The organism is Staphylococcus sp. GDY8P94P, assembly GCF_017892255.1.
Lineage (GTDB): Bacteria > Bacillota > Bacilli > Staphylococcales > Staphylococcaceae > Staphylococcus > Staphylococcus cohnii.
In genome coordinates, this window is sequence record NZ_JAESKU010000015.1 from 221,256 (window position 1) to 245,566 (window position 24,311).

Genomic DNA, 24,311 nt, shown 5'->3' on the forward strand with positions numbered 1-24,311 from the left:
ATGTTAATATATAGTATTCGAATTAAGTGAGGTTATATAATGAAAATATCAACAAAAGGTAGATATGGCTTAACACTAATGATTTCCTTAGCCAAAAAGCAAGGGCAAGGATGTGTTTCGTTAAAATCTATAGCTGAAGAAAATAATTTAAGTGATCTTTATCTAGAACAACTAGTAGGTCCATTAAGAAATGCTGGTTTAATTCGAAGTGTTCGTGGTGCAAAAGGTGGTTATCAATTGAGAGTCGCAGCTGAAGAAATTACGGCTGGTGACATTATTCGTTTGTTAGAAGGACCAATTACATTCGTAGAAAGCATTGATTCTGAACCTCCTGCACAGAAACAACTTTGGATTAGAATGAGAGACGCAGTAAGAGAAGTATTAGATAATACAACATTGAAATACTTAGCAGATTATAATGAAACTAATAATTTAGATGGATATATGTTCTATATTTAAGATGTGAATAACGTTGTAAATTAAAACATTTCTTTGACTTTAACTGAAAAAATTTAAAAAAATTTGTTTTAAATGTTTATGACTTAAGTATTGTGGTATTTAATTAATACATTGCTAAGGAGGTATTATTTATGGCAGATGAAAATAAATTCGAACAAGCAAAAGGAAACGTTAAAGAAACAGTTGGTAACGTAGCCGACAATAAAGAATTAGAAAAAGAAGGCAAAGAAGATAAAAATTCTGGTAAAGCCAAAGAAGTAGTAGAAAATGCAAAAGATAAAGCAAATGAAGTTATCGATAAATTTAAAAAATAATAATCGTTAACTAATACTAAAAAGGTGGTTATATTATGGCTGATTTCTTAAATAAAGCAAAAGAAACTGCAAAAAACGTTTCTGACAAATTAAAAGATACTGATAACGAAAAAGCAAAACAAGCATCTGAACAAATCGATAATTTCACTGGTGGCAGTGACGATAAAAAAGATGATAAAAAAGACGATAAAAAATAAAATTGTCTTAAAAGTTTAAGTTTTTTCGCTTAAATATTAAAAAGCCCAGTTTCTAATATAGGAACTAGGCTTTTTTTATTTAATTTAGCGTTGTAATCATATTTTTAAGTTTACGATATGATTCAAGTTGTGCTTCTTGATCATAAATGTAGCTAATAGCCATCAATTCATCTATTTCACCGTATTCATCTATAAATGATTGTAATTTTTGTTTGACGGTTTCTTCAGAACCAATAAGTGAACTTTGCATACGTTGTTTTGCTATTTCATACTCAGTAGGCGTGAGTAGACCTTTTAAATCGTCAGTAGGTGGTTGTACAGGTTGCATTCTTCCTCGAGTAATACTTACCATAACCTGAGCCTGTGTTGTTGCCAGATATTCTGCTTGAGCATCTGTATCAGCAACGATTGCATTTAAACAAACAATCACATATGGTTTGCTCAACACGTCTGAGGGTTCAAATAGTTCTTTATAAATTTCAATTGCTTCTTTCATTTGTTGTGGTGCAAAATGCCCTGCAAAGACATAAGGTAATCCTTTGCGTGCAGCTAAGTGTGCTGAATCAGTTGAAGAACCCAAAATATAAAGAGGAACGTTTTTATCAACTGCTGGATATGCACGGACATAAGTTTGTTGATTACCCGGTCCGAAATAAGTTGCAAGTTGTTCTACTTCTTCAGGAAATTCATAAACGCCATTGTGTTGATCTCTACGTAAAGCACTCGCTGTCATCATATCAGTACCTGGCGCACGACCTAAACCTAAATCAACACGATTTGGAAATACAGTTTCCATTGTCCCAAATTGTTCTGCAACAACAAGTGGAGCATGATTAGGTAACATGATACCACCAGAACCTACTCTTATTTTAGAAGTATGTTCCAATGTATGTTGTATTAACAACGCAGTGGCTGAACTGACAAGGTTAGGTGCGTTATGATGTTCTGCAATCCAATATCTCTCATAATCCAGTTCTTCTAAATTTTGTGCTAATTTAACCATATCGCTAATTGCATCTTGATCGGTTTGACCTTCTCTAATAGGAACGAGATTAAGCGCAGATAATTTTAAATCGTTCATTACACGATATCCTCCTTAAATATATTAATATATTGCAGTATAACAGTCTAAATAAAACTTGCGTAAGAAATTGCTCACTGTTATACTGTATGAAATTAAAAAAGTTAGGTGGACTTATTAAGACAATGGATAAATCTCATAAGAACAATCAAAACAATTTATTTAATCAAAAAAGTGATATATGGGATACGATTATGTCTTAAAAAAATGATCAGTAAAATACCTAACATAAATAATGTTCGGATTGTTAAGGCGTATCGTATCTCTTGAAAAAGAGGGAATTGGTATGTCTTTTTATTATGTTCAAAAACCATTTGAAAAATTTGGTAAAAATTTAATTAACTCTGTAGAAATTCAAATTGATAAGGGCGAACATTTTGCAATGATTGGTAACAATGGCGTAGGGAAAACAACATTGTTAGAAGCAATAAAGATGAAATATCAAGATGGAGCTTATTTAATGCATCAAAATATGTCTGTTTATGAACACTTATCAGGATTAGATTATGTAATGGCTATAAATCCTGAGTTGCTGCAGATAAAACAGAAGCTTAAAAGTAATTATAAGTATATTGCTGATTATAGTGCTTTAAATGGCTATGAATTTGAACAGAATATTATCACTCAGGCAAATCAATTAAATTTAACTGAAAGAGATTTAGAAAAACAAATTCAATATTTAAGTGGCGGCCAACAAACGAGAATAGCATTATTAAAAGCATTTATGTCAAACAAGCCATTGATTTTGCTTGATGAACCTACAAATCATTTAGATTTAGAAATGTTAGAACAACTGATTAAAAAAATACAAAAATCAAAATATACAATTATCTTTGTATCACACCAGCGTGATTTTATCGATCAAACAGCGACTCATGTCATTGAAGTAACGTCTGAAAAAACGAATAAATATAATGGTAATTATTCCAAGTACCGTGAAATTAAAGATTTAACGGTACAAACACAACAAAATATGTACGAAAAGCAACAAAAAGAAATAGCAGAACTTAATCGCACGATACAACGAATACAAACATGGCATCATTCAGCACAACAAAAAGCAAGTGTCCCTAGTCCTCTTGAGCAGAAGAAGCTCAGTAAGTTAGCTCAAAGAGCAAAGACGAAAGAAAAGCAAATGACTCAAAAATTAAATGAGAAGACGATAAATCAGCCAGATAATGAACAAAAACATTATCATTTTAATTATCAAAATCGTTTGCGTAAACGCTTTTTAATTCATTTTGAAGACTTCAATGTTGCTATAAATGAACATCATATATTTGAACATGCTCATTTTGAAATGAAACAAAACGAAAATATTTTAATTACTGGGCAAAACGGGAGTGGTAAATCACTTTTAATTGCAATGATCAGGCAAAAGATACTTCCAAATCAAGGAAATATAAAAATCACTCCTTCACTAAAAATCGGATATTTTGATCAGACAAACAAAAACTTAAATGAAGCAGAATCTCCACTTTTGATGTTATTAACTACAAATAAAATATTACGAAGTGAAGCACAAACTATTTTAGCTTCATTTGGTTTTAATGAAGAAAAAATTAATGCGCCAATTGGTCATTTATCTATGGGAGAGAAAAGTAGATTTCAATTTGTGCTACTATATTTCTCTGGTGCTAATTTATTAATTTTAGATGAGCCAACTAATTACTTTGATATTTCAACACAGAACTTAATTTTAAATATGATAAAAAGTTTTAACGGGCAGGTATTAGTTGTGACACATGATGAGTATTTTCAATCTAGATTTAAAGCGACACACTGGGAAATCAAAGATAAAAAATTATACAACTTAACGTTAAATAATACGACAAAATCAAATGTAGACGAAACATTAGCATTGTTAGATGAATATGAAATGATAGATGAAAATGGACATTTTGAAACAGACAACTAGAAAAATTAAATAGATGGTGCTATCATTGGAACATTGATAAATTTGTAAGGAGTGTCAAACATGGAAGTATATGCAGATTACGCTGCTACAACGCCAGTTAAACAGCAAGTAATAGATAAAATGATGGAAGTCTATACAACGCATTACGGTAATCCGTCTTCTATACATAGTATAGGTAGAGATGCACGTAAATATTTAGATGAGTCACGTCGTTTCGTAGCAAAGCAACTCAATGCTAAGCCGAGTGAAGTAATCTTTACAAGTGGTGCAACAGAATCTAATAACACAGCGATTAAAGGTATTGCGTATGCAAATCAAGATAAAGGCAAGCATATTATTACAACTAAAATAGAACATCATTCAGTACTCCATGTTTTTGAACAATTAGAAAAAGAAGGTTTTGATGTAACATACCTTGATGTAGATGTGGAAGGCTTGATATCGTTAGAACAATTAAAAAGTGCATTAACTGATAAGACGATACTCGTTTCAATCATGTTTGTTAATAATGAAATTGGTACAGTACAACCAATGTATGATATTGATGAAATTGTAAGTCATTCAAATGCCATATTTCATGTAGATGCGGTACAAGCAATCGGCCACTTAGACATAGATTTTCATGAATTTGATATCGATGCAATGAGTATTACAGCACATAAATTTGGCGGGCCAAAGGGTATCGGAGTTTTACTAATAAAAACAGGTACAACCATCAAGTTTCCACAATTAGGTGGAGAACAAGAAGTGAAAAGAAGAGCAGGTACAGAAAATGTTCCCCAAATTGTGGGGTTGTCTGAAGCTTTAAAACTAGCAAATCAGTATAGAGATGAAAACAATGTCCATTTGATGAATTTGAAAAACCAATTTCTTGTTTCATTACAAGAACGATCAGTTCCTTTTGAATTAAACGGCTCAATGACAGATACTACAGGTCACATCGTTAATTTGTATTTTCCATTTATTGATGTAGAAACTATGTTAACATTGCTAGATTTAGCCAATATATATGTAGCTTCTGGGTCAGCATGTACTGCAGGTTCCACATCGCCTTCACATGTTTTATTGGCAATGTATGGTGATGATACAATAGCAAATCATTCTGTACGATTTAGCTTTAATGAACAAACGACCGAACAAGAAATAAAATATTTAGTTACTGAAATTCACAAAATTTATCATAAATTCAAGGAGGAAGTTTAGTTGTCAAATAAAGATACACGTGTTGTTGTTGGCATGTCAGGTGGCGTAGATAGTTCAGTTACAGCACATTTATTAAAAGAACAAGGTTATGATGTCATTGGTATTTTTATGAAAAACTGGGATGATACGGATGAAAACGGTGTGTGTACAGCTACGGAAGATTATAACGATGTCATAGCTGTATGTAATCAAATTGGTATACCATATTATGCAGTTAATTTTGAAAAAGAATATTGGGATAAAGTGTTTACTTATTTCTTAGATGAATATAAAAAAGGACGCACACCAAACCCCGATGTGATGTGTAATAAAGAAATTAAATTCAAAGCATTTTTAGAACATGCACTTAAGTTAGGTGCAGATTATGTAGCTACAGGTCATTATGCACGTGTACGTCGCCATGAAGATGGACATGTTGAAATGTTGCGCGGTGTAGACAATAATAAAGATCAAACTTATTTCTTAAATCAATTATCACAATCTCAATTATCAAAAGTAATGTTCCCAATAGGTGATATTGATAAAAAAGAAGTTCGTAGAATTGCTGAAGCACAAGATTTAGCTACGGCTCAGAAAAAAGATTCTACTGGTATTTGTTTTATTGGTGAACGTAATTTCAAAACATTTTTATCTCAATATTTACCTGCACAGTCTGGTGAAATGCAAACATTAGATGGTAAAAAAATAGGCACACACACAGGATTAATGTACTATACTATAGGACAACGTCACGGTCTAGGTATTGGTGGAGATGGTGATCCTTGGTTTGTTGTTGGCAAAAATTTAAATGAAAACGTCTTATATGTAGAACAAGGTTTTCATCATGAAGCCCTTTATAGTGATTATTTGATTGCTTCAGATATTTCATTTGTTAACCCTGTTGATTTAGAAAATGGCTTTGAATGTACAGCAAAATTTAGATATCGTCAAAAAGATACAAAAGTTTTTGTTCAAAGAGAAAATGATGATGCGATTCGCGTAACATTTGATGAACCTGTTCGCGCAATTACTCCAGGTCAATCAGTTGTTTTATATGATAATGATGTATGTCTAGGTGGCGCTACTATAGATGATGTATACAAAACATCAGGTCAATTAAGTTATGTTGTTTAAACAAATTAATTAATTGTCTTAGAAAATAGTAAAATAACAATGATTTATTGTTAATTAAATATAAAGCTTTATAGATGAACATGTTTTGAGGAGTAAGCGTACAATATCAAATTTAAATTTTTGATTTGTCACTTACTCCTTTTTACTGTTTTTTCATTCTTAAATGTTATAATAAGATCTTGAGAGAGAGGGATAGCATGAATCAAGAACAAATTTATACGCTGATAAAACAAGGTAATTTTGAGCAAGCTTTAGCAGCACTATTTGAAAATATAGAAGCAAACCCGAATGAAGTCGAAAACTATATCAATGCAGGTATATTAATAGCTGAAGCGGGTGAAATAGATAAAGCGGAAAAATTTTTCCAAAAAGCACTAACCATTGATCCGGAAAATGGTGCTGTTTATTACAATTTAGCTAATGTCTATTACAATGAGGGACGTTATAAAGAAGCGGTTAAATTATATCAACAATCTTTGCAATATAAAGTAGACGAAATAGATACAAATTACATGATTGGTATGTCTTTTAACCAGTTAGAAGCATTTACAGAAGCACTTCCCTTTTTAATGACTGCCGCTGAAAAAGATAATCGCAATGATGTAGAAGTACAATTTCAGTATGGATTAGTATTGTGCCACTTAGAAATGTATGAACAAGCTGTTTCACAATTAAAATATGTACTCACATTAGATGAAGCCCATACGGATGCTTTATATAACTTAGGTTTAGCAACCTATATGTTAACTGAAGATACAGAAAGTGCCATCGAATATTTTGAACGTGCAGTTTCTATCAACCCAGAACATTTGATGAGTCAACATGCCATCAAAACGTTTAAATCAATCGCAGAGGAGGAGTAATTAAATGGATAACCCTACATTATTTAATAATTCAATGATTAAAGGTACTGTAGATGCTATCTTGTTTCAAAACAAAGACAATTTTTATACTGTTTTAAAAGTAGATACGATAGAATCTAATGAAGCATTTGATTCTATGCCTACAGTTGTAGGGTTTTTTCCAGAAATTGCTGAAGGCGATGTTTATACTTTTAAAGGACAAGTCGTTTCACATCCTAAATATGGTAAACAGTTAAAAGCTGAAACGTTTGAAAAAGAGTTGCCACAAACAAAAGAAGCTATAATTAGCTATTTATCTAGTGATTTATTTAAAGGTATAGGTAAAAAAACAGCCCAAAATATTGTAAATACACTTGGAGAAAATGCAATTTCAGATATTTTAAATGACTCATCTATTTTAGAAAAGGTACCTAGTTTGCCAAAGAAAAAGCAAAAACAAATCGCTGAACAAATTGCGAGTAATCAAGAAACAGAGCAAATCATTATTCGATTACATGATTTAGGGTTTGGGCCTAAACTCGCGATGGCAATCTATCAAGTTTATTTAGGCGATACACTCAATATTGTAGAAAACAAACCTTATCAATTGGTATACGACGTGAAAGGTATCGGATTTAACAAAGCAGATACTTTAGCACGAAATGTAGGTATTCAGTATAACGATGATGAGCGTTTAAAAGCTGGTTTATTATATGTATTAGAAGAAGAATGCATTAAGCAAGGACACACATACTTGCCGACACAAACTGTATTAGAAATGACACAAGAAATGCTGTCTCAACCACCAATTGAAGTGATTGAACATCAACAGTTAGAAAATATGATTCAAGTCCTTGTTGAAGATACAAAATTAGTAAAGCAAGAAAGTGAAATAGCAATTCCTAGTTTATATTATTCGGAACTTAAAAGTGTTCAAAATTTATATCGTAATTACACGTATACGAATAAATTAAAAGAAATAGAACAATCTGAATTACAATTAGAAATTGGTGAAATAGAACAACGTAATCAGGTTACATATGCAAATTCTCAAAGAGATGCGTTACAAACTGCAATCAATACTAAAATTATGCTGTTAACTGGCGGGCCAGGAACAGGAAAGACGACTGTGATTAAAGGTATTGTTGAATTATATGCAGAAATACATGGTTTATCTTTAGATTATGATGATTATCAAAACGATGACTATCCCGTTGTATTAGCAGCCCCGACAGGAAGAGCTTCAAAACGGTTGGCTGAATCTACGGGCTTGGAAGCTATGACTATACATCGGTTAATAGGTTGGAATCAAGACACACAACCAGAGGATATTTTAGATAATGAGATTTCAGCGAAATTAATTATTATAGATGAAATGTCAATGGTCGACACTTGGTTATTTCATCAATTCCTTAGTGCCGTCCCTATAGATGCTCAAGTCATATTAGTAGGTGATGAAGACCAATTACCTTCTGTAGGCCCAGGTCAGGTTTTTAAAGATCTTATTGATTCTAAAGTAATTCCCAGAGTGAATCTAACTGAAGTTTACCGACAACAAGATGGATCCAGTATCATAGAATTAGCACATAGAATGAAATTGGGTGAACCTATCGATATTACACAAAGGTTTCACGATCGTAACTTTATCAACTGTTCAACAGATCAAATACCTTCAGTAGTTGAAAAGGTGGTTTCAAGCGCTGTAAATAAAGGTTATGATATGAGTGATATACAAGTATTAGCTCCGATGTATAAAGGTTCAGCGGGTATAAAAAAATTAAATGCTGTATTGCAAACAATTTTAAACCCTAAAGAGAAAGAAACACGTGAAGTTGAATTCGGGGATGTTGTCTTTAGAAAAGGAGATAAAGTACTACAACTAGTAAATAGACCAAGTGATAATATATTTAATGGTGATATTGGAGTGGTTGTTGGTATATTTTGGGCAAAAGAAAATGCCTTAAATAAAGATGTGATTGTCGTTGATTTTGACGGAAATGAAATTACTTTTGTAAGGCAAGATTTATTGGAATTAACACATGCATATTGTACGTCTATTCACAAATCACAAGGTTCCGAATTTCCAATCGTTATTATGCCTATGGTTAAGCAATATTTTAGAATGTTGCAAAAACCGATATTATATACTGGACTAACAAGAGCTAAGCAATCATTGGTATTTTTGGGGGACCCACAAGCTTTCGAAATCGGTTTAAATACTCATGGTCAAGTGAGAATGACACAGCTTTGTACGTTCTTAAAAACGTATTTTAATAATGATGATCGTAAAGATGAAGATGAAGTTGATGATACGTTTGATTCGACGACTGTTTTAACAGAAGAAAATATATATAAAATTAATCCTATGATTAATATGGGAGATATTTCGCCATATGATTTTGTTCAACATTGACAACGTAGGTTAAAGTAAATACAATATAATTGATTGTGCATAAAGATGAGTAAACTATGGTAGTCGACAAGAGATGTACTGGCTGGTGAAAAGTACAGATAGCATAGTTGAAAGCTACTTTATGTTAAATAATAAATATACTTATTTAAAGTGATAAGCGAAATGAGTAATCATTATTAATGCTTATAACTAGGGTGGTACCGCGAAACGTTCGTCCCTTTTGATAGGATGGACGTTTTTTATTTTCTTTTTTATCAAATAACTGATATAACTTGAGTTGAGATGGAGGAATTTTAAGTATGAAAAACTTAAAAGCAAGTGAAATTAGACAGAATTTTATTGATTACTTTGTTGAACAAGGGCATATGGTTGAACCTTCTGCACCATTAGTACCTATAGATGATGATTCTTTACTATGGATTAACTCTGGTGTTGCGACATTAAAAAAATATTTTGATGGCAGAGAAACACCTAAAAAGCCTCGTATTGTTAATTCTCAAAAAGCGATAAGAACCAATGACATTGAGAATGTCGGCTTTACAGCTAGACATCATACTTTTTTTGAAATGTTAGGTAATTTTTCAATTGGTGATTATTTTAAAAAAGAGGCTATTGAATTTGCTTGGGCATTTTTAACGAATGAAAAATGGATGGCTATGGATCCAAAACGATTGTATGTAACGATACATCCTGAGGACAGAGAAGCCTATAAAATATGGAATGAAGACATAGGTTTAGAAGAGAGTAGAATTATTCGTATAGAAGGAAATTTCTGGGATATCGGAGAAGGACCTTCAGGCCCTAATACTGAGATATTCTATGATCGCGGTGATCAATTTGGACAAGATGATCCTGCTGAAGAAATGTATCCAGGCGGTGAGAATGAAAGATTTTTAGAAGTTTGGAATTTAGTATTTAGTGAATTTAATCATAATAAAGATCATACGTACACACCATTACCAAATAAAAATATTGATACTGGTATGGGGCTTGAAAGAATGGCATCTATAGCGCAAAATGTTCGTACAAATTACGAAACCGATTTGTTTATGCCAATCATTAATGAAGTAGAAAAAGTTTCAGGTAAAAAGTATCTTGAAAAAGATACTTATGATGTAGCATTTAAAGTCATTTCTGACCATATACGCACAATTTCATTTGCAATCGCTGATGGTGCATTACCAGCAAATGAAGGACGAGGTTATGTGTTGCGTAGGCTTTTACGTCGTGCTGTAAGGTTTAGTCAATCATTAGATATTAATGAACCATTTATGTATAAATTGGTTGATATCGTTGCAGATATCATGGAACCTTATTATCCGAACGTTAAAGAAAAAGCTGATTTCATCAAGCGCGTAATCAAATCGGAAGAAGAACGTTTCCATGAAACACTGGAAGAAGGTTTAGCGATATTAAATAATTTAATTGCAAAAGCAAAATCAACGACAAATGAAATCAGTGGTAAGGATGCATTTAAATTATATGACACATATGGTTTTCCAGTTGAACTTACTGAAGAAATTGCAACACAAGAAAACCTTTCTGTTGATATGAATACTTTTGAAGATGAAATGCAAAAACAACGTGATAGAGCTAGACAAGCCCGTCAAAACTCTCAATCTATGCAAGTACAAAGTGACATATTGAAAAAAGTAACAACAGAGAGTCAATTTGTAGGTTATGATGTCATGGATCAAAAAACGTTTATTACCGATATCATTTATAATGGAGATTTCGTAAACGAAGCTGAAGCTGGAGAAATCATTTACTTTATTTTAAAAGAAACACCATTTTATGCAGTGAGTGGTGGACAAGTTGCAGATGAAGGTACAATAAGTAATGAACAGTTCGAAATCAAAGTTACTGAAGTAACCAAAGCACCTAATGGACAAAATTTACACAAAGGTGAAATTCAATTTGGAACTGTTAAAAAGAATGAGGAAGTGCTTGCTAGTGTAAACCATGTTGAACGAAGAGATATTAAAAAGAATCACAGCGCCACACATTTATTACATGCTGCATTAAAAGAAGTACTTGGAGATCATGTCAATCAAGCAGGTTCACTTGTTGAAGCGGAGAGATTAAGATTTGATTTCACGCACTTCGGACCTTTAACTCAAGATGAAATAGATCACGTTGAGCGAAGAGTTAATGAAGAAATTTGGAATAGTATAGATGTGAATATACAAGAAATGCCTATTGCTGAAGCTAAAAAATTAGGTGCGATGGCATTATTTGGTGAAAAATATGGCGATGTCGTTCGAGTTGTCAATATGGCACCTTTCTCCATTGAATTATGTGGAGGTATCCATGTTAATAATACTTCTGAAATAGGTTTGTTTAAAATAGTGAGTGAATCGGGTACAGGTGCTGGTGTGAGACGTATAGAAGCATTTACCGGAAAATCAGCATTTCTATATTTAGAAACAATACAAGAACAATTTAATGCGGTGAAAGCACAAGTTAAAGTGAAATCAGATGATCAAGTTTTAGAAAAAGTTATCCAAATGCAAGCGGATGAAAAAGAATTATCTAAGCAACTTGAACAAAGAAATAAAGAAATCACTACATTGAAAATGGGTGATATTACAAATCAGGTAGAAGAAATTAATGGATTTAATGTACTTGCAACTGAAGTTGAAGTCGCAAACGCAAAAGCGATTCGTGAGACAATGGATGACTTTAAATCTAAGTTGCAAGATGCTATTATAATTTTAATCAGTAACATAGATGGCAAAGTGTCTTTAGTAGCTACAGTACCAAAAGAATTAACAGATAGTGTAAAAGCTGGTGACATTATTAAAAACATGGCACCAATTGTAGGTGGTAAAGGTGGTGGCCGCCCAGATATGGCTCAAGGTGGGGGCACTCAACCTGAAAACATAACAGAATCATTACGTTTCATTAAAGATTACATTAAATCTCTATAAGTTCTACGTTTTGTAATGTAGAATTAACAATAAGTACTTTTTAGTCGATACGAAGGAGTGTTACAAAATGGAAAATTTTGATAAAACAATGAAATTTAATTATGATGAAATTCCAAAAGAAGATGTCAAAACAGTACTTCAAAATGTCTATAACACACTGAATGAACGTGGCTACAATCCTGTAAATCAAATTGTCGGTTATTTATTATCAGGTGATCCTGCTTATATTCCACGTAATAATGAAGCTAGAAACCAAATTCGTCGTATTGATCGCGACGATATCATGGAAGAATTAGTTTCAAATTATTTACAAGAGAACTCAAAGTAATTAATGCTAAAACATAAAATTTTAGGTTTAGATGTAGGAAGTAAAACTGTTGGCATTGCTATAAGTGATCTCATGGGTTGGACAGCTCAGGGATTAGATACACTCCATATAAACGAAGATAAGAATGAACTAGGTATAGACAGACTAGTAACGATCATAGAGAAAGAAAAAGTTGGTACTGTTGTCATAGGTTTGCCAAAGAATATGAATAATTCTATTGGATTTCGAGGCGAAGCTTCGTTACAATACAAGGAGCAACTTCAGGAAGCATTGCCATCTGTAGAGATAATCATGTGGGATGAGCGTTTAAGTACCATGGCTGCAGAACGTTCTTTACTTGAAGCAGATGTTTCTAGACAAAAACGAAAAAAAGTAATAGATAAAATGGCTGCAGTATTTATATTACAAGGCTATTTAGATTCTATACAATAAAAAGGAGCGTTTTATAATGACTGAACACAACCATGAATCTGAATTAGAAATTAACAACCAAGAGGAATTATTAACTTTGTTTGATGAAGATGGAAACGAAGTACTTTATCGAAAAGTATTAGAATTTTTCCATCCTGAATTCAAAAAAGAATATGTGATTCTTGCTGAAGAAGGTGCAGAATCAGATGATGATGATTTAATCGAATTAGTACCAATGATAAATGAGCCTGATGTAGATGGTGAAGGTGGAAAATTCTTACCAGTTGAAACTGATGAAGAATGGGATATGATTGAAGAAGTCGTTAACACTGAAATGGACGACCATGATCATAACCATGAATAATATTTGGACAACACTAAAAATATGCATTGATATTTAAAGTGTGAATCTGAATCACAAAATGATTCAATATTGTTTACGCTTTGTCTTAGGTGACAATGTGTTTTTACCTGTAATTTTACAAAAGCTAATGTGTAAAAAATATGGTCATTATGTGTTAATATCAATCAAGCTGAAATTTAAAAATTTCAGTTAATACTGTCGACAAAGTTTCTGACTTTGTTGGCAGTTTTTTTCTATTCATTATGTCGGCTGCTGACTCATCCTGAAATCTGAGACTAGTGCTTTTTTACTCCAAGAGACAACACAAATCACTACAATATTTTACACAAAAAATTATAATATATAACCATTGCACAATTGTGGTGTTTATTCTGTTGGATAATTTAATCGATATATGAGATGAAAATATAATAATTTCGATTTCTGTATTAGTTTCTTATACGCATTTATTATGTGAAATTGATGTAGTATTCAATATAGCTATATAAACAAGTTGGTTATCACAATTTACACTTATAATATATATGGCTTTGTGGTAAAATATATAAAGTTAAAATTAAATTTATGAGATAATTTCAAAGAATTATATAAAAAGTAGTTCGTAATATAAGAACATATAGCCGTTTTTATTAATTGAAATACAATCAGTCACAATCATTGGCTGATTTATTTTATTTGTCAAAAACACTTTGAAATATTTACATTGAAGGAAGTTTTGAAATGGATAATAATCAATCATATTTATTAGAATTGCACAAAGAGAATGATATTGCTATAGAACAACTTAGACCATATGCTGTGGAACATCATGTTCCAATCGTGGATAGGCTAACTTTAGATATGATTAAACAACTGATCAGAATACATAAACCCAAGCGTATTTTAGAAATAGGCACTGCAATTGGCTATAGTAGTATGCAATTTGCTTCTGTTTCTAAGGAAATAAAAGTGGTTACCATTGAGCGTGATGTCGATATGCAATTAAAAGCCAAAGAAAATTTTGCGAAATTTGGATATCATACGCAAATAGAGTTAATTGAAAAAGATGCTTTAGAAGCTTTTGAAAACATCCAACATGAATCATTTGATATGATATTTATTGATGCTGCGAAAGCACAATCAAAAAAGTTTTTTACTTTGTATGCGCCTTTACTCAAAGAAGGTGGAATAATAGTTACAGATAACGTTTTGTATCATGGTTTTGTTTCAGATATTGCTGTAGTGAGAAGTAGAAATGTCAGACAAATGGTAAAAAAAGTACAAGAGTATAATGAATGGCTGATGGTTCAACCTCGTTTCACAACTAATTTCTTAAATATAGATGATGGTCTAGCTATTTCGATTAAAGGAGAATCAAAATGACAGAATTATTAGTAACGCCAAAATCTGTTAAACATATTGAAGCATTAATTAAAAAAGGTGCAGATGCTTTTGTAATCGGTGAGCAAAAATTTGGTTTAAGATTAGCAGGAGAATTTAAAAAAGAAGCATTGGTGGAAGCAGTGACATTAATACATAATCACGGGAAAAAGGCCTATGTGGCAGTAAATGGTATATTTCACAATTATCATTTAAATGCATTGAAAGCATATATTGACTTTTTACATGAGATAAAAGTTGACCGTATTATATTTGGTGATCCAGCGGTAGTTATGTATGTAAATGAACAAGAAAATCCAATTCCATTAAATTGGGATGCAGAAGCATTAGTCACAAATTATTTCCAATGCAACTATTGGGGAAAAAAGGGGGCGCAACGCGCGCAACTAGCTAGAGAATTAAGTTTAGATGAAATATTAAATATAAAACAACATGCAGATGTAGAGGTTGAAGTACAAGTACATGGTATGACTTGCATGTTCCAATCAAAACGCATGTTATTAGGCAACTATTTTACTTTCCAAGAAAGACAAATAAAAATTCATCGAAACAAAGTAGCTAATGAGTTGTTATTATATGATGAAGAACGAGATAACAAATATCCTGTTTTTGAGGATTACAATGGAACACATATTATGTCGCCCAATGATATATGTTTGATTGAAGAGTTAGATCAACTTTTAGCAGCCAATATTGATGCATTCAAGATTGACGGTGTATTACAAACTGAAGAATATATCAATGTTTGTACAGAACAATATAGAGAAGCTATTGATTTATTCAATGAAGATCCAGAGGCTTATGATGATGAAAAATTTATGCTCGTAGATCCGATCGAAGCTATTCAACCTGAGCATCGTCCGTTTGATGAAGGATTCTTGTATAAGCAAACAGTCTATTAAGGGAGGTTTAAATAATGAAATTATTAGAAAAAGTTGAAGGCAATACTAATAATAAGATTAAAAAACCTGAACTACTCGCTCCAGCAGGTAATTTAGAAAAACTCAAAATCGCAGTACATTATGGTGCAGATGCAGTGTTTTTAGGTGGACAAGCGTATGGTTTAAGGTCCAATGCGGATAATTTTACGATGGAAGAAATTAAAGAAGGTGTGACATTCGCACAGCAATATGGGGCGAAAATTTACGTTACGACTAATATTATTGCACACGATGAAAATATTGCGGGTTTGGATGAATATTTAAAAAATTTAGAGTCAGCCGGTGCCACTGGTATTATTGTTGCGGATCCACTTATCATTGAAACATGTAAGCGCGTAGCACCGAACTTAGAAATTCATTTATCAACACAACAATCACTTTCAAATTATAAAGCTGTAGAATTTTGGAAAAATGAAGGTTTAGATCGTGTAGTATTAGCACGTGAAACAGGTGCTATGGAAATGAAGGAAATGAAAGACAAAGTAGATATTGAAATTGAATCATTTATTCATGGCGCAATGTGTATTGCGTATTCTGGTAGATGTACATTAAGTAATCACATGACAGCTCGAGATTCTAATAGAGGTGGTTGTTGTCAAAGCTGTAGGTGGGATTATGACCTATTGGAAATTGATAAAGATGGTGATTTAGATTTATATTATGATGAAAATGCAGTGACACCTTTCGCAATGAGTCCAAAAGATTTGAAACTTATTGAGTCAATCCCTAAAATGATGGATATTGGTGTGGATTCACTTAAAGTTGAAGGACGCATGAAATCAATACACTACATTGCAACTGTTGTATCTGTATATCGCAAAGTCATCGATGCTTATGCAGAAGATCCTGATGATTTTAAAATTAAGCCAGAATGGTTAGCTGAGCTGGAAAAATGCGCTAACAGAGACACTGCTTCTGCATTTATTGAAGGCACACCTGGTTACGAAGAGCAAATGTTTGGGCAACAAAATAAAAAGAACTCAGCTTATGATTTTTGTGGATTAGTTCTTGGTTATGATGAAAAAACCAAACTCGCTACGATTCAACAACGTAATAAATTTGAGCCTGGGGAAGAAATAGAGTTTTTTGGTCCTGAAATTGATACATTTAGACAAGTTGTTGACACTATTTATGATGAAGAAGGTAACAAACTTGATGCTGCACGACATCCATTGCAAATTGTGCAAATTGAAGTTGATCATCCAATTTATACCAACAACATGATGAGAAAGGAAATTGGATAATGAAACGTACGACTATTATTGGAATCGCTGGTGGTTCTGGTTCAGGTAAAACATCAGTCACAAACGAAATTATGAAAAATTTAGAAGGCCATAGTGTTGCATTATTAGCACAAGACTATTATTATAAGGACCAATCGCATTTAAGTTTCGAAGAACGTTTAGAGACCAATTATGATCATCCTTTTGCTTTTGATAATGACTTATTAATAGAAAATTTAAACGATTTGAGAAATGGTAAACAGATTGAAGTACCAACATATGATTATACAAATCATACTAGAAGCGATGAAACGATTGCATTTGAACCAAAAGATGTTATTATCGTAGAAGGCATATTTGCGCTTGAAAATAAAACGTTAAGAGATTTAATGGATGTCAAAATTTATGTTGATACTGATGCAGACTTACGAATCTTACGTCGCTTACTTCGCGATACAGAAGAAAGAGGTCGTACAATGGATTCTGTTATAAATCAATATCTAAATGTAGTTCGACCAATGCATAATCAATTTATAGAACCTACAAAAAGATATGCAGATATTATCATTCCCGAAGGTGGAAGTAATAAAGTTGCGATCGATATAATGACGACAAAAATTCAGACTTTAGTAAGTAAACAATAGTATTTTAGTAAAGGAAGATGACAATATGGAAAACCAAAAACAATACCCTATGACGCAAGAAGGTTTCGAAAAGCTAGAAAATGAACTAGAAGAGTTAAAGACAGTTAAGAGACCAGAAGTCGTTGAAAAAATAAAAGTAGCTCGTTCATTCGGAGATTTATCTGAGAACTCTGAGTATGATGCTGCTAAAGATGAACAAGGATTCATCGAACAAGACATACAAAGAATTGAGCATATGCTACGTAATGCACTTATAATCGAGGATACAGGTGACAACAATCAAGTACAAATTGGTAAAACTGTGACTTTTGTAGAATTACCAGGTGAAGATGAAGAAGAATATCAAATAGTTGGATCTGCTGAATCTGATGCATTTAATGGTAAAATCTCAAATGAATCACCAATGGCTAAAAGTTTAATTGGTAAAAAATTAAACGAAGAGGTTCGTGTGCCACTACCAAATGGTGCAGAAATCAATGTAAAAATTGTAAATATCAAGTAATATTAAAATCCCCTTAACAACTAATGTTAGGGGGATTTTACACTTTATAAATAAAAATATATACTTCTCTTCAACTATTTGATAAATTTATATCATTGATACAATTATTGAAATATTAAGATAATTTAGGGTTAATTTGTATTAAACAATAGTAGTTTATTATCACCAATTATAACTATTTTTAATTAAACATAGTCTGTCAGTTAATGATACAATTATAATGTTGTACACATATTAATGTTTGAAAAATAGTTTAATGTATATAATACAAAGGGGGAAAAGTGTTGGAATATAAATTAATCAATGAAGAGACAATTATGATTTACTTTAAACAACAAATTGATCCTTCGACATTTAAGGAAGTACAAAAAGTTGAAAAGTACATTAAAGATCAGCAACATGAAGCTATAATTGAAGTGATACCTTCTTATCGTGCAATTATGCTACATATAGATATTACTAAACAAAGTTTAGCGAAAGTTGTTAATGAACTGAAACTAGAACAATTAAGCAAACTGGATTTTGATGAAAATTTAAATAAAGTAAAAACCATTAGTTTACCGGTACTTTATGGTGGGAATTATGGACCAGATATTCAAGAAGTAGCTACACATAATCAATTATCAATAGAAGAAGTAATTAAGTTACATACAGAGAATACATATTTAATTTATATGCTTGGGTTTATGCCAGGTTTTCCATTTTTAGGAGGATTAAATTCAAAATTAGCTACTCCTAGAAGAGAAGAACCAAGAACAAGTATTCCTGCAGGTTCAGTTGGTATTGCGAATAATCAAACAGGATTATATCCAAAGAAATCTCCAGGAGGTTGGCAAATCATCGGTCGTACGCCAATTACGGTATTCGATATTTTAAGAACGCCTATGTGTTTATATGAATCCGGTGACTATATAAAATTCTATTCTATAGATGAATCTACGTTCGAACAGATTGTTGAAGCACAACAAGGTGAATTTGATATTGAGAAATGGGTGAAAATTCAATATGAGTATTAAAATTATTAATCCAGGTTTATTTAGTACGATTCAAGATTTAGGAAGAATCGGCTATCAAGACCAAGGATTTTCTACTGCAGGTGTTTTGGATCAATATGCATATAGAACTGGGCTAGCGTTAATTGGTAATGAAGGGCCAGCGATTGAATGTACAATTATTGGCCCAACGATTGAATTTTTAGAAAATAATACTTTTGTATTAATAGGTGCTGAGTTTAACGCGACCGTTAACGATGCAACTATTGATGAATCTACTGTAATAGCAGTAAAAAAAGGCGACGTTTTGAAAGTTGGACAAGTCACTAATGGGGCAAGAGGATACTTATTATTTGGTAAACCTTTGAAAATTCAAAAAGTTGCAAATAGCTATGCCACTCATACACGAAGCCAAATTGGTGGTTTTAAAGGGCGTTCATTAAAATCTGGTGATGTAATAGAGTGTAAAAATAATCATTCGTATACACGTAACCTTGGTTTGAGTTTACTTACTGATGTTTCAGAGAGTAAAGAAAACACTATTCAAATCATTGAGGGGCCTCAAATTGAAAGCTTTAGCCAAGAAGACCAAGAAAAGCTGGTAGCCAATGAATTTAAAATATCAGAAAAGTCAGACCGCATGGGCTATCGATTACAAGGTGAAACGATTTCACCAAACACATCGGCAGATATAATATCAGAACCTGTTGCCTTAGGCAGTATACAAGTTCCAAATGATGGTAATCCTATTATTTTATTAAATGATAAACAAACAGTAGGTGGCTATACAAAAATAGCAACCGTTTGTGCATCTGATTTACATAAATTAGCTCAAATGCAACCCAATGATACGATTCGTTTTGAATGGACCACAATCGATGAAGCAGTTAAAAAATTAGAACAACAAGAAGAAGCATTTAAAAATACAATCAACAGTATTTATGAGCAACCTATTTTTGATGTTACGCAGTTGAGAGATACATCTATACGCATTAATCATTTATTGAAAGGGGAATTATAATGAATTTTGAAAAAGTAGAACAATTAATTAAAATCGTAAAAGATAACGGGGTTAAAAAATTTAATTATAAAGATTATGAAAATGAAATAACTATTGATTTTACAGATAATACATCTGCATCACCTGCGCAACAACAATTAGCTTCAAATAATGAATCAACTTTAAATGAGCAAGGTATATCAAATGAAGAACAATCAAATCAAGCTGTCAAATCACCTATGGTCGGTACGTTTTATTTACAAGATGAAAAAGAATTAACAAATCCACTCATTCGTGAAGGTGATGAAATTAAAAAAGGAGATACTATTGGTTACATAGAAGCAATGAAAGTAATGAATGAAGTAAAAAGTGATGTGGATGGTGTTGTAGACGCAATACATGTCAATCACGGTTCAAATGTTGAATATGATCAAACGATTATAACTGTGAAATAAGTTTAAAGGGGGTATTTGAATTGTATCGTTGTTTAATTGCAAATAGAGGAGAAATTGCTGTAAGAATTATTCGCGCATGTAGAGAAATGGATATTGAAACTGTGGCTATCTATGCTTTAGGGGATGAGTCAAGTCTACATGTAAGTTTAGCTGATCAAGCGATATGTATTGGAGAAGCCAATGCTTTGGATAGCTATTTAAACCAAGACAGAATTATTAGTGCTGCAAAAATAAGTGGTGCAAATGCAATTCATCCAGGGTATGGTTTTTTATCAGAAAGCACTTCATTTGCTAAAAATGTTGAAGAAAATGGTATTTATTTTATAGGACCAACTGATCAAACCATGGAAATGATGGGTGACAAAATAACAGCACGACAAACAGTTGATCAAGCGAATGTACCAATCATACCTGGTTCTACTTCTGCAGTAGAGACAATCGAAGAAGTTAAAGAAATAGCGCATGACATTGGTTATCCACTTGTATTAAAAGCTGCTAGTGGTGGTGGCGGTAAAGGTATACGAATTGTCAAAGCTGAAGAAGCTTTGGAAAAGTCATTTAAGGAAGCAAAAAGTGAAGGACAAAAATATTTTAATGATGATCGCGTATATGTGGAAGCATTTATACCTGTAGCTAAGCACGTGGAAGTACAGGTGCTAGGAGACGGTAAAGATAATTACATACACTTAGGTGAGCGTGATTGCTCAGTTCAGAGAAAAAATCAAAAATTAATTGAAGAATCACCTTGTGCTGCATTATCCGATAATATGAGAGCCTCTATGTGTAATGATGCTGTAAAAGTGGCTAGAGCATCTAATTATAGAAGTGCAGGTACTATCGAATATTTAGTGACAGAAGATGCTTATTACTTTATTGAAATGAATGCGCGTATTCAAGTTGAACATACAGTAACTGAAATGAGAGCGAATCGTGATTTACTACACGCTCAGCTTTATTTAATGAAGCATGGTTCATTGCCATTCAATCAAGATGAGGTACTATTTGATGGACATGTCATTGAAGCGAGAATCAACGCAGAAAATCCTCTGAAAGGATTTCAACCTTCTCCAGGCAAAGTAAAAGCATTACATTTGCCACAAGGATTTAACGTACGTATCGATAGTTTGCTTTATCATGGTTATACGGTATCACCAAATTATGATTCTCTTGTAGCGAAAGTTATCGTAAAAGCACCTAATAGAGCTTCAGCAATAAACAAATTAAAAGTAACATTGGATGAAATGGTAATTGATGGTTTTACTACAACAGCTGATTTCTTATATGCAGTTTTATCATATCCACAATATGCTAACGGTGATGCAAAAGATGTAGATATTAAATTCTTAGATAGACATCAAATAATTAAGGAGGAAGCATAATGAAAGTTGATTTGAACTGTGATTTAGGTGAAGCTTTTGGAAATTATTCATTCGGTGGAGACGATCAAATTATTCCGTTAATTACGTCAGCAAACATTGCATGTGGTTTTCATGCTGGTGACCAACATGTCATGAATCAAACGGTAGAACTAGCTAAAGCAAATGGTATTGGCATAGGTGCGCATCCTGGTCTTCCAGATTTACAAGGATTTGGCCGTAGAAATATGGACTTGTCACCTAAAGAAATTTATGATATCGTCATTTACCAGCTCGGTGCATTAAGTGGATTCTGTAATGTTCACCAAGTTAGAATAAACCACGTAAAACCGCATGGTGCACTGTATCAAATGGGTGCACGTGATAAAGCAACCGCACATGCGATTGCTCAAGCTGTATATGATTTTGATGAATCATTAATTTATGTTGGATTATCAAATACACTACTTGTTACAGAAGCGCAAGCTGTTGGTTTAACTACTGCTTCAGAAGTGTTTGCAGATAGACGTTATGAAGATGATGGTCAATTAGTGAGTAGAAAAGAAAGTGATGCTTTAATAACTGACACAGAAGAAGCTATTGAACAAGTTGTCAAAATGGTTAAATCACAAAAAGTAATTACGAAAAATAACAAGGAAATTGATATTCAAGCAGATACAATTTGTGTTCATGGAGATGGTGAACATGCACTAGAATTTGTTACAAAAATAAGAGAAAGATTATCGAAAGAAGGCGTTTCTATATCTAAGCTGGGAGGCTAACACATGGGAGAAAAATTAAAAACAGAATCGAAGGATTTTGAATTTACAAAAAATCATAAAAGGTTATTATTAGGTTCTGTATTCTTAATGGCTACATCTGCAATTGGACCTGCATTTTTAACTCAGACAGCAGTATTTACTGCGCAGTTCACTTCAAGTTTTGCTTTTGCAATTTTATTATCAATATTGATTGATATAGGAGCGCAAATTAATATTTGGAGAGTGTTGGTCGTCACAGGTAAACGTGGTCAAGAAGTAGCTAATGAAATATTTAAAGGATTGGGTACTTTTATATCGATATTAATTGCAATAGGTGGACTCGCATTTAATATTGGTAATATTGCAGGTGCTGGATTAGGATTAAATGCAATTTTTGGCTTAGATGTAAATATTGGTGCAGCTATTACAGCAGTATTAGCAATACTTATTTTTGTAAGTAAAAGTGGTCAAAAAATTATGGATGTTGTCACGATGTTTTTAGGTGTTTTAATGATTGTAGTTGTTGCATTTGTAATGTTTAAAGCAAACCCGCCATATGCTGACGCAGCTAAACATCTTGTGATGCCGGAACAACCTCTAGCACTTGTTTTACCTATTATCACATTAGTAGGTGGAACAGTTGGCGGTTATATTACATTTGCTGGTGCACATAGAATATTAGATTCTGGCATCCGTGGTAAACATTATTTGCCATTTGTAAACAAAGCGGCTATTTCAGGTATATTAACAACAGGTGTGCTTAGAGCATTATTATTCTTAGCGGTACTTGGTGTAGTTGTTACGGGCGTAACTTTAAATGATACAAATCCACCAGCTTCAGTATTTGAGCATGTATTAGGACCAATTGGTCGAAATATATTTGGTGTTGTATTATTTGCTGCAGCAATGTCTTCAGTTATTGGATCAGCATATACAAGTGCGACTTTCTTAAAAACATTGCATAAGTCGATCTATAATAAAACTAATATTATTGTAATTTCATTTATAGTCATTTCAACTTTTGTTTTTCTATTCTTAGGAAAACCAGTAACATTATTAATCGTTGCAGGTGCTTTAAATGGACTTATCTTACCTATTATATTAACGACAATACTTATTGCTAGTAAACGAAAATCAATCGTAGGGGATTATCATCATCCAACATGGATGCTTTGGTTTGGTATTTTAGCTGTTTTAGTCACAGTTGTTACAGGTATATATTCACTGCAAGGATTGACACAATTAATAGGTAGTTAACAATGTAATTATAGTTACAAAGTAACCATTCTCTAATTCTTATGCTTATAATAAGGACCTAGAGAATGGTTTGTTTTATAGTTATACTTACATTAAATAAACATTGTCATTTCCTATTAAAATAAAAAGCAATGTATTTACATGTTAAATCAAATTGATAATGCGAAAATTCGCATAAATTTCTTACGATAAATAATGAAATATAAATTTGATATAAATATGATTCAA

Annotated in this window: 24 protein-coding genes and 1 other annotated feature; of the genes, 23 read left to right on the forward strand and 1 reads right to left on the reverse strand. The window is 32.4% G+C overall.

All coding sequences use genetic code 11. The features are described 5' to 3' along the window. The first annotated feature begins 39 nt into the window (after positions 1–39). The 3 genes from cymR (at position 40) to KA926_RS10490 (ending at position 970) form a co-directional block, all read left to right on the forward strand. Complete coding sequence (gene cymR / locus KA926_RS10480) at positions 40–459, forward strand: cysteine metabolism transcriptional regulator CymR (RefSeq protein WP_210144285.1); 420 nt, start codon at positions 40–42, stop codon at positions 457–459. A gap of 131 nt (positions 460–590) precedes the next feature. After that, positions 591–773, forward strand: a complete 183-nt coding sequence (locus tag KA926_RS10485; RefSeq protein WP_040030019.1) for a CsbD family protein — start codon at positions 591–593, stop codon at positions 771–773. A 35-nt stretch (positions 774–808) separates the two neighbouring features. After that, the gene (locus tag KA926_RS10490) at positions 809–970 is read left to right on the forward strand and encodes a hypothetical protein (RefSeq protein ID WP_019469421.1); all 162 of its coding nucleotides are present in this window, start codon (positions 809–811) and stop codon (positions 968–970) included. 79 nt (positions 971–1,049) lie between these two features. On the opposite strand, the gene KA926_RS10495 is transcribed toward KA926_RS10490, so the two are convergent. After that, a complete protein-coding gene (locus KA926_RS10495; RefSeq protein WP_210144286.1) occupies positions 1,050–2,051 on the reverse strand; it encodes an LLM class flavin-dependent oxidoreductase in 1,002 nt (333 codons plus the stop codon). Between the two features lie 286 nt (positions 2,052–2,337). On the opposite strand from KA926_RS10495, the gene sal reads away from it, so the two are divergent. From sal to KA926_RS10595, 20 genes are all read left to right on the forward strand, one after another. Beyond that, positions 2,338–3,969, forward strand: a complete 1,632-nt coding sequence (gene sal / locus KA926_RS10500; protein ID WP_210144287.1) for a Sal family ABC-F type ribosomal protection protein — start codon at positions 2,338–2,340, stop codon at positions 3,967–3,969. A gap of 60 nt (positions 3,970–4,029) precedes the next feature. Beyond that, positions 4,030–5,172 (forward strand): cysteine desulfurase family protein, encoded by a 1,143-nt coding sequence (locus KA926_RS10505; RefSeq protein ID WP_210144288.1) that lies wholly within the window; start codon positions 4,030–4,032, stop codon positions 5,170–5,172. After that, positions 5,173–6,285: a tRNA 2-thiouridine(34) synthase MnmA gene (mnmA, locus tag KA926_RS10510; protein WP_210144289.1), complete on the forward strand. Its 1,113-nt coding sequence runs from the start codon at positions 5,173–5,175 to the stop codon at positions 6,283–6,285. It abuts the gene before it with no gap. Between the two features lie 179 nt (positions 6,286–6,464). After that, positions 6,465–7,148, forward strand: a complete 684-nt coding sequence (locus tag KA926_RS10515; RefSeq protein ID WP_481906364.1) for a tetratricopeptide repeat protein — start codon at positions 6,465–6,467, stop codon at positions 7,146–7,148. 4 nt (positions 7,149–7,152) lie between these two features. Next, on the forward strand, positions 7,153–9,540 hold the full coding sequence (recD2, locus tag KA926_RS10520) for an SF1B family DNA helicase RecD2 (RefSeq protein ID WP_210144291.1): 2,388 nt from the start codon (positions 7,153–7,155) through the stop codon (positions 9,538–9,540). Between the two features lie 33 nt (positions 9,541–9,573). Beyond that, positions 9,574–9,762 (forward strand) — a binding site (T-box leader). 77 nt (positions 9,763–9,839) lie between these two features. Next, positions 9,840–12,470: an alanine--tRNA ligase gene (gene alaS / locus KA926_RS10525; RefSeq protein ID WP_210144292.1), complete on the forward strand. Its 2,631-nt coding sequence runs from the start codon at positions 9,840–9,842 to the stop codon at positions 12,468–12,470. Positions 12,471–12,537: 67 nt separating this feature from the next. Further along, on the forward strand, positions 12,538–12,798 hold the full coding sequence (locus KA926_RS10530; RefSeq protein WP_019469413.1) for an IreB family regulatory phosphoprotein: 261 nt from the start codon (positions 12,538–12,540) through the stop codon (positions 12,796–12,798). Positions 12,799–12,801: 3 nt separating this feature from the next. Further along, positions 12,802–13,230, forward strand: coding sequence for a Holliday junction resolvase RuvX (gene ruvX, locus KA926_RS10535; RefSeq protein ID WP_019469412.1), 429 nt, complete (start codon positions 12,802–12,804; stop codon positions 13,228–13,230). Positions 13,231–13,246: 16 nt separating this feature from the next. Next, on the forward strand, positions 13,247–13,573 hold the full coding sequence (locus KA926_RS10540; protein ID WP_107384957.1) for a DUF1292 domain-containing protein: 327 nt from the start codon (positions 13,247–13,249) through the stop codon (positions 13,571–13,573). Between the two features lie 720 nt (positions 13,574–14,293). Beyond that, on the forward strand, positions 14,294–14,935 hold the full coding sequence (locus KA926_RS10545; RefSeq protein WP_210144293.1) for an O-methyltransferase: 642 nt from the start codon (positions 14,294–14,296) through the stop codon (positions 14,933–14,935). Then, a complete protein-coding gene (locus KA926_RS10550) occupies positions 14,932–15,855 on the forward strand; it encodes a peptidase U32 family protein (RefSeq protein ID WP_210144294.1) in 924 nt (307 codons plus the stop codon). Before KA926_RS10545 ends, KA926_RS10550 begins: the two co-directional genes overlap by 4 nt. Before the next feature lie 14 nt (positions 15,856–15,869). Further along, on the forward strand, positions 15,870–17,138 hold the full coding sequence (locus KA926_RS10555) for a peptidase U32 family protein (RefSeq protein ID WP_210144295.1): 1,269 nt from the start codon (positions 15,870–15,872) through the stop codon (positions 17,136–17,138). After that, entirely contained in the window at positions 17,138–17,761 is a 624-nt protein-coding gene (gene udk / locus KA926_RS10560) for a uridine kinase (RefSeq protein WP_210144296.1), read from the forward strand. Before KA926_RS10555 ends, udk begins: the two co-directional genes overlap by 1 nt. 25 nt (positions 17,762–17,786) lie before the next feature. Then, positions 17,787–18,263: a transcription elongation factor GreA gene (gene greA / locus KA926_RS10565; RefSeq protein WP_019469406.1), complete on the forward strand. Its 477-nt coding sequence runs from the start codon at positions 17,787–17,789 to the stop codon at positions 18,261–18,263. A 284-nt stretch (positions 18,264–18,547) separates the two neighbouring features. Beyond that, positions 18,548–19,279: a 5-oxoprolinase subunit PxpB gene (gene pxpB, locus KA926_RS10570; RefSeq protein WP_210144297.1), complete on the forward strand. Its 732-nt coding sequence runs from the start codon at positions 18,548–18,550 to the stop codon at positions 19,277–19,279. Further along, complete coding sequence (locus tag KA926_RS10575; protein WP_210144298.1) at positions 19,269–20,276, forward strand: 5-oxoprolinase subunit C family protein; 1,008 nt, start codon at positions 19,269–19,271, stop codon at positions 20,274–20,276. The genes pxpB and KA926_RS10575 overlap by 11 nt, the downstream gene beginning before the upstream one ends. Continuing rightward, positions 20,276–20,710, forward strand: coding sequence for an acetyl-CoA carboxylase biotin carboxyl carrier protein (locus KA926_RS10580; RefSeq protein WP_210144299.1), 435 nt, complete (start codon positions 20,276–20,278; stop codon positions 20,708–20,710). Before KA926_RS10575 ends, KA926_RS10580 begins: the two co-directional genes overlap by 1 nt. A 20-nt stretch (positions 20,711–20,730) precedes the next feature. Beyond that, on the forward strand, positions 20,731–22,089 hold the full coding sequence (locus KA926_RS10585) for an acetyl-CoA carboxylase biotin carboxylase subunit (protein ID WP_210144300.1): 1,359 nt from the start codon (positions 20,731–20,733) through the stop codon (positions 22,087–22,089). Then, a complete protein-coding gene (pxpA, locus tag KA926_RS10590; RefSeq protein ID WP_210144301.1) occupies positions 22,089–22,847 on the forward strand; it encodes a 5-oxoprolinase subunit PxpA in 759 nt (252 codons plus the stop codon). The genes KA926_RS10585 and pxpA overlap by 1 nt, the downstream gene beginning before the upstream one ends. Positions 22,848–22,850: 3 nt before the next feature. Continuing rightward, positions 22,851–24,083 carry an NRAMP family divalent metal transporter gene (locus KA926_RS10595; RefSeq protein WP_210144302.1) on the forward strand — a complete coding sequence of 411 codons (1,233 nt, stop codon included), beginning with the start codon at positions 22,851–22,853 and terminating at the stop codon, positions 24,081–24,083. Positions 24,084–24,311: the final 228 nt, after the last annotated feature.

Bases quoted from the DNA above. Each gene is read 5' to 3' on its own strand.
- KA926_RS10550 (WP_210144294.1), top strand. From the start codon at position 14,932: ATGACAGAATTATTAGTAACGCCAAAATCTGTTAAACATATTGAAGCA.
- KA926_RS10495 (WP_210144286.1), bottom strand. From the start codon at position 2,051: ATGAACGATTTAAAATTATCTGCGCTTAATCTCGTTCCTATTAGAGAA.
- KA926_RS10595 (WP_210144302.1), top strand. From the start codon at position 22,851: ATGGGAGAAAAATTAAAAACAGAATCGAAGGATTTTGAATTTACAAAA.
- KA926_RS10540 (WP_107384957.1), top strand. From the start codon at position 13,247: ATGACTGAACACAACCATGAATCTGAATTAGAAATTAACAACCAAGAG.
- recD2 (WP_210144291.1), top strand. From the start codon at position 7,153: ATGGATAACCCTACATTATTTAATAATTCAATGATTAAAGGTACTGTA.
- KA926_RS10485 (WP_040030019.1), top strand. From the start codon at position 591: ATGGCAGATGAAAATAAATTCGAACAAGCAAAAGGAAACGTTAAAGAA.
- KA926_RS10575 (WP_210144298.1), top strand. From the start codon at position 19,269: ATGAGTATTAAAATTATTAATCCAGGTTTATTTAGTACGATTCAAGAT.
- KA926_RS10555 (WP_210144295.1), top strand. From the start codon at position 15,870: ATGAAATTATTAGAAAAAGTTGAAGGCAATACTAATAATAAGATTAAA.
- greA (WP_019469406.1), top strand. From the start codon at position 17,787: ATGGAAAACCAAAAACAATACCCTATGACGCAAGAAGGTTTCGAAAAG.
- pxpA (WP_210144301.1), top strand. From the start codon at position 22,089: ATGAAAGTTGATTTGAACTGTGATTTAGGTGAAGCTTTTGGAAATTAT.
- alaS (WP_210144292.1), top strand. From the start codon at position 9,840: ATGAAAAACTTAAAAGCAAGTGAAATTAGACAGAATTTTATTGATTAC.
- cymR (WP_210144285.1), top strand. From the start codon at position 40: ATGAAAATATCAACAAAAGGTAGATATGGCTTAACACTAATGATTTCC.
- KA926_RS10580 (WP_210144299.1), top strand. From the start codon at position 20,276: ATGAATTTTGAAAAAGTAGAACAATTAATTAAAATCGTAAAAGATAAC.
- sal (WP_210144287.1), top strand. From the start codon at position 2,338: ATGTCTTTTTATTATGTTCAAAAACCATTTGAAAAATTTGGTAAAAAT.
- udk (WP_210144296.1), top strand. From the start codon at position 17,138: ATGAAACGTACGACTATTATTGGAATCGCTGGTGGTTCTGGTTCAGGT.
- KA926_RS10505 (WP_210144288.1), top strand. From the start codon at position 4,030: ATGGAAGTATATGCAGATTACGCTGCTACAACGCCAGTTAAACAGCAA.
- ruvX (WP_019469412.1), top strand. From the start codon at position 12,802: ATGCTAAAACATAAAATTTTAGGTTTAGATGTAGGAAGTAAAACTGTT.
- KA926_RS10545 (WP_210144293.1), top strand. From the start codon at position 14,294: ATGGATAATAATCAATCATATTTATTAGAATTGCACAAAGAGAATGAT.
- KA926_RS10490 (WP_019469421.1), top strand. From the start codon at position 809: ATGGCTGATTTCTTAAATAAAGCAAAAGAAACTGCAAAAAACGTTTCT.
- KA926_RS10530 (WP_019469413.1), top strand. From the start codon at position 12,538: ATGGAAAATTTTGATAAAACAATGAAATTTAATTATGATGAAATTCCA.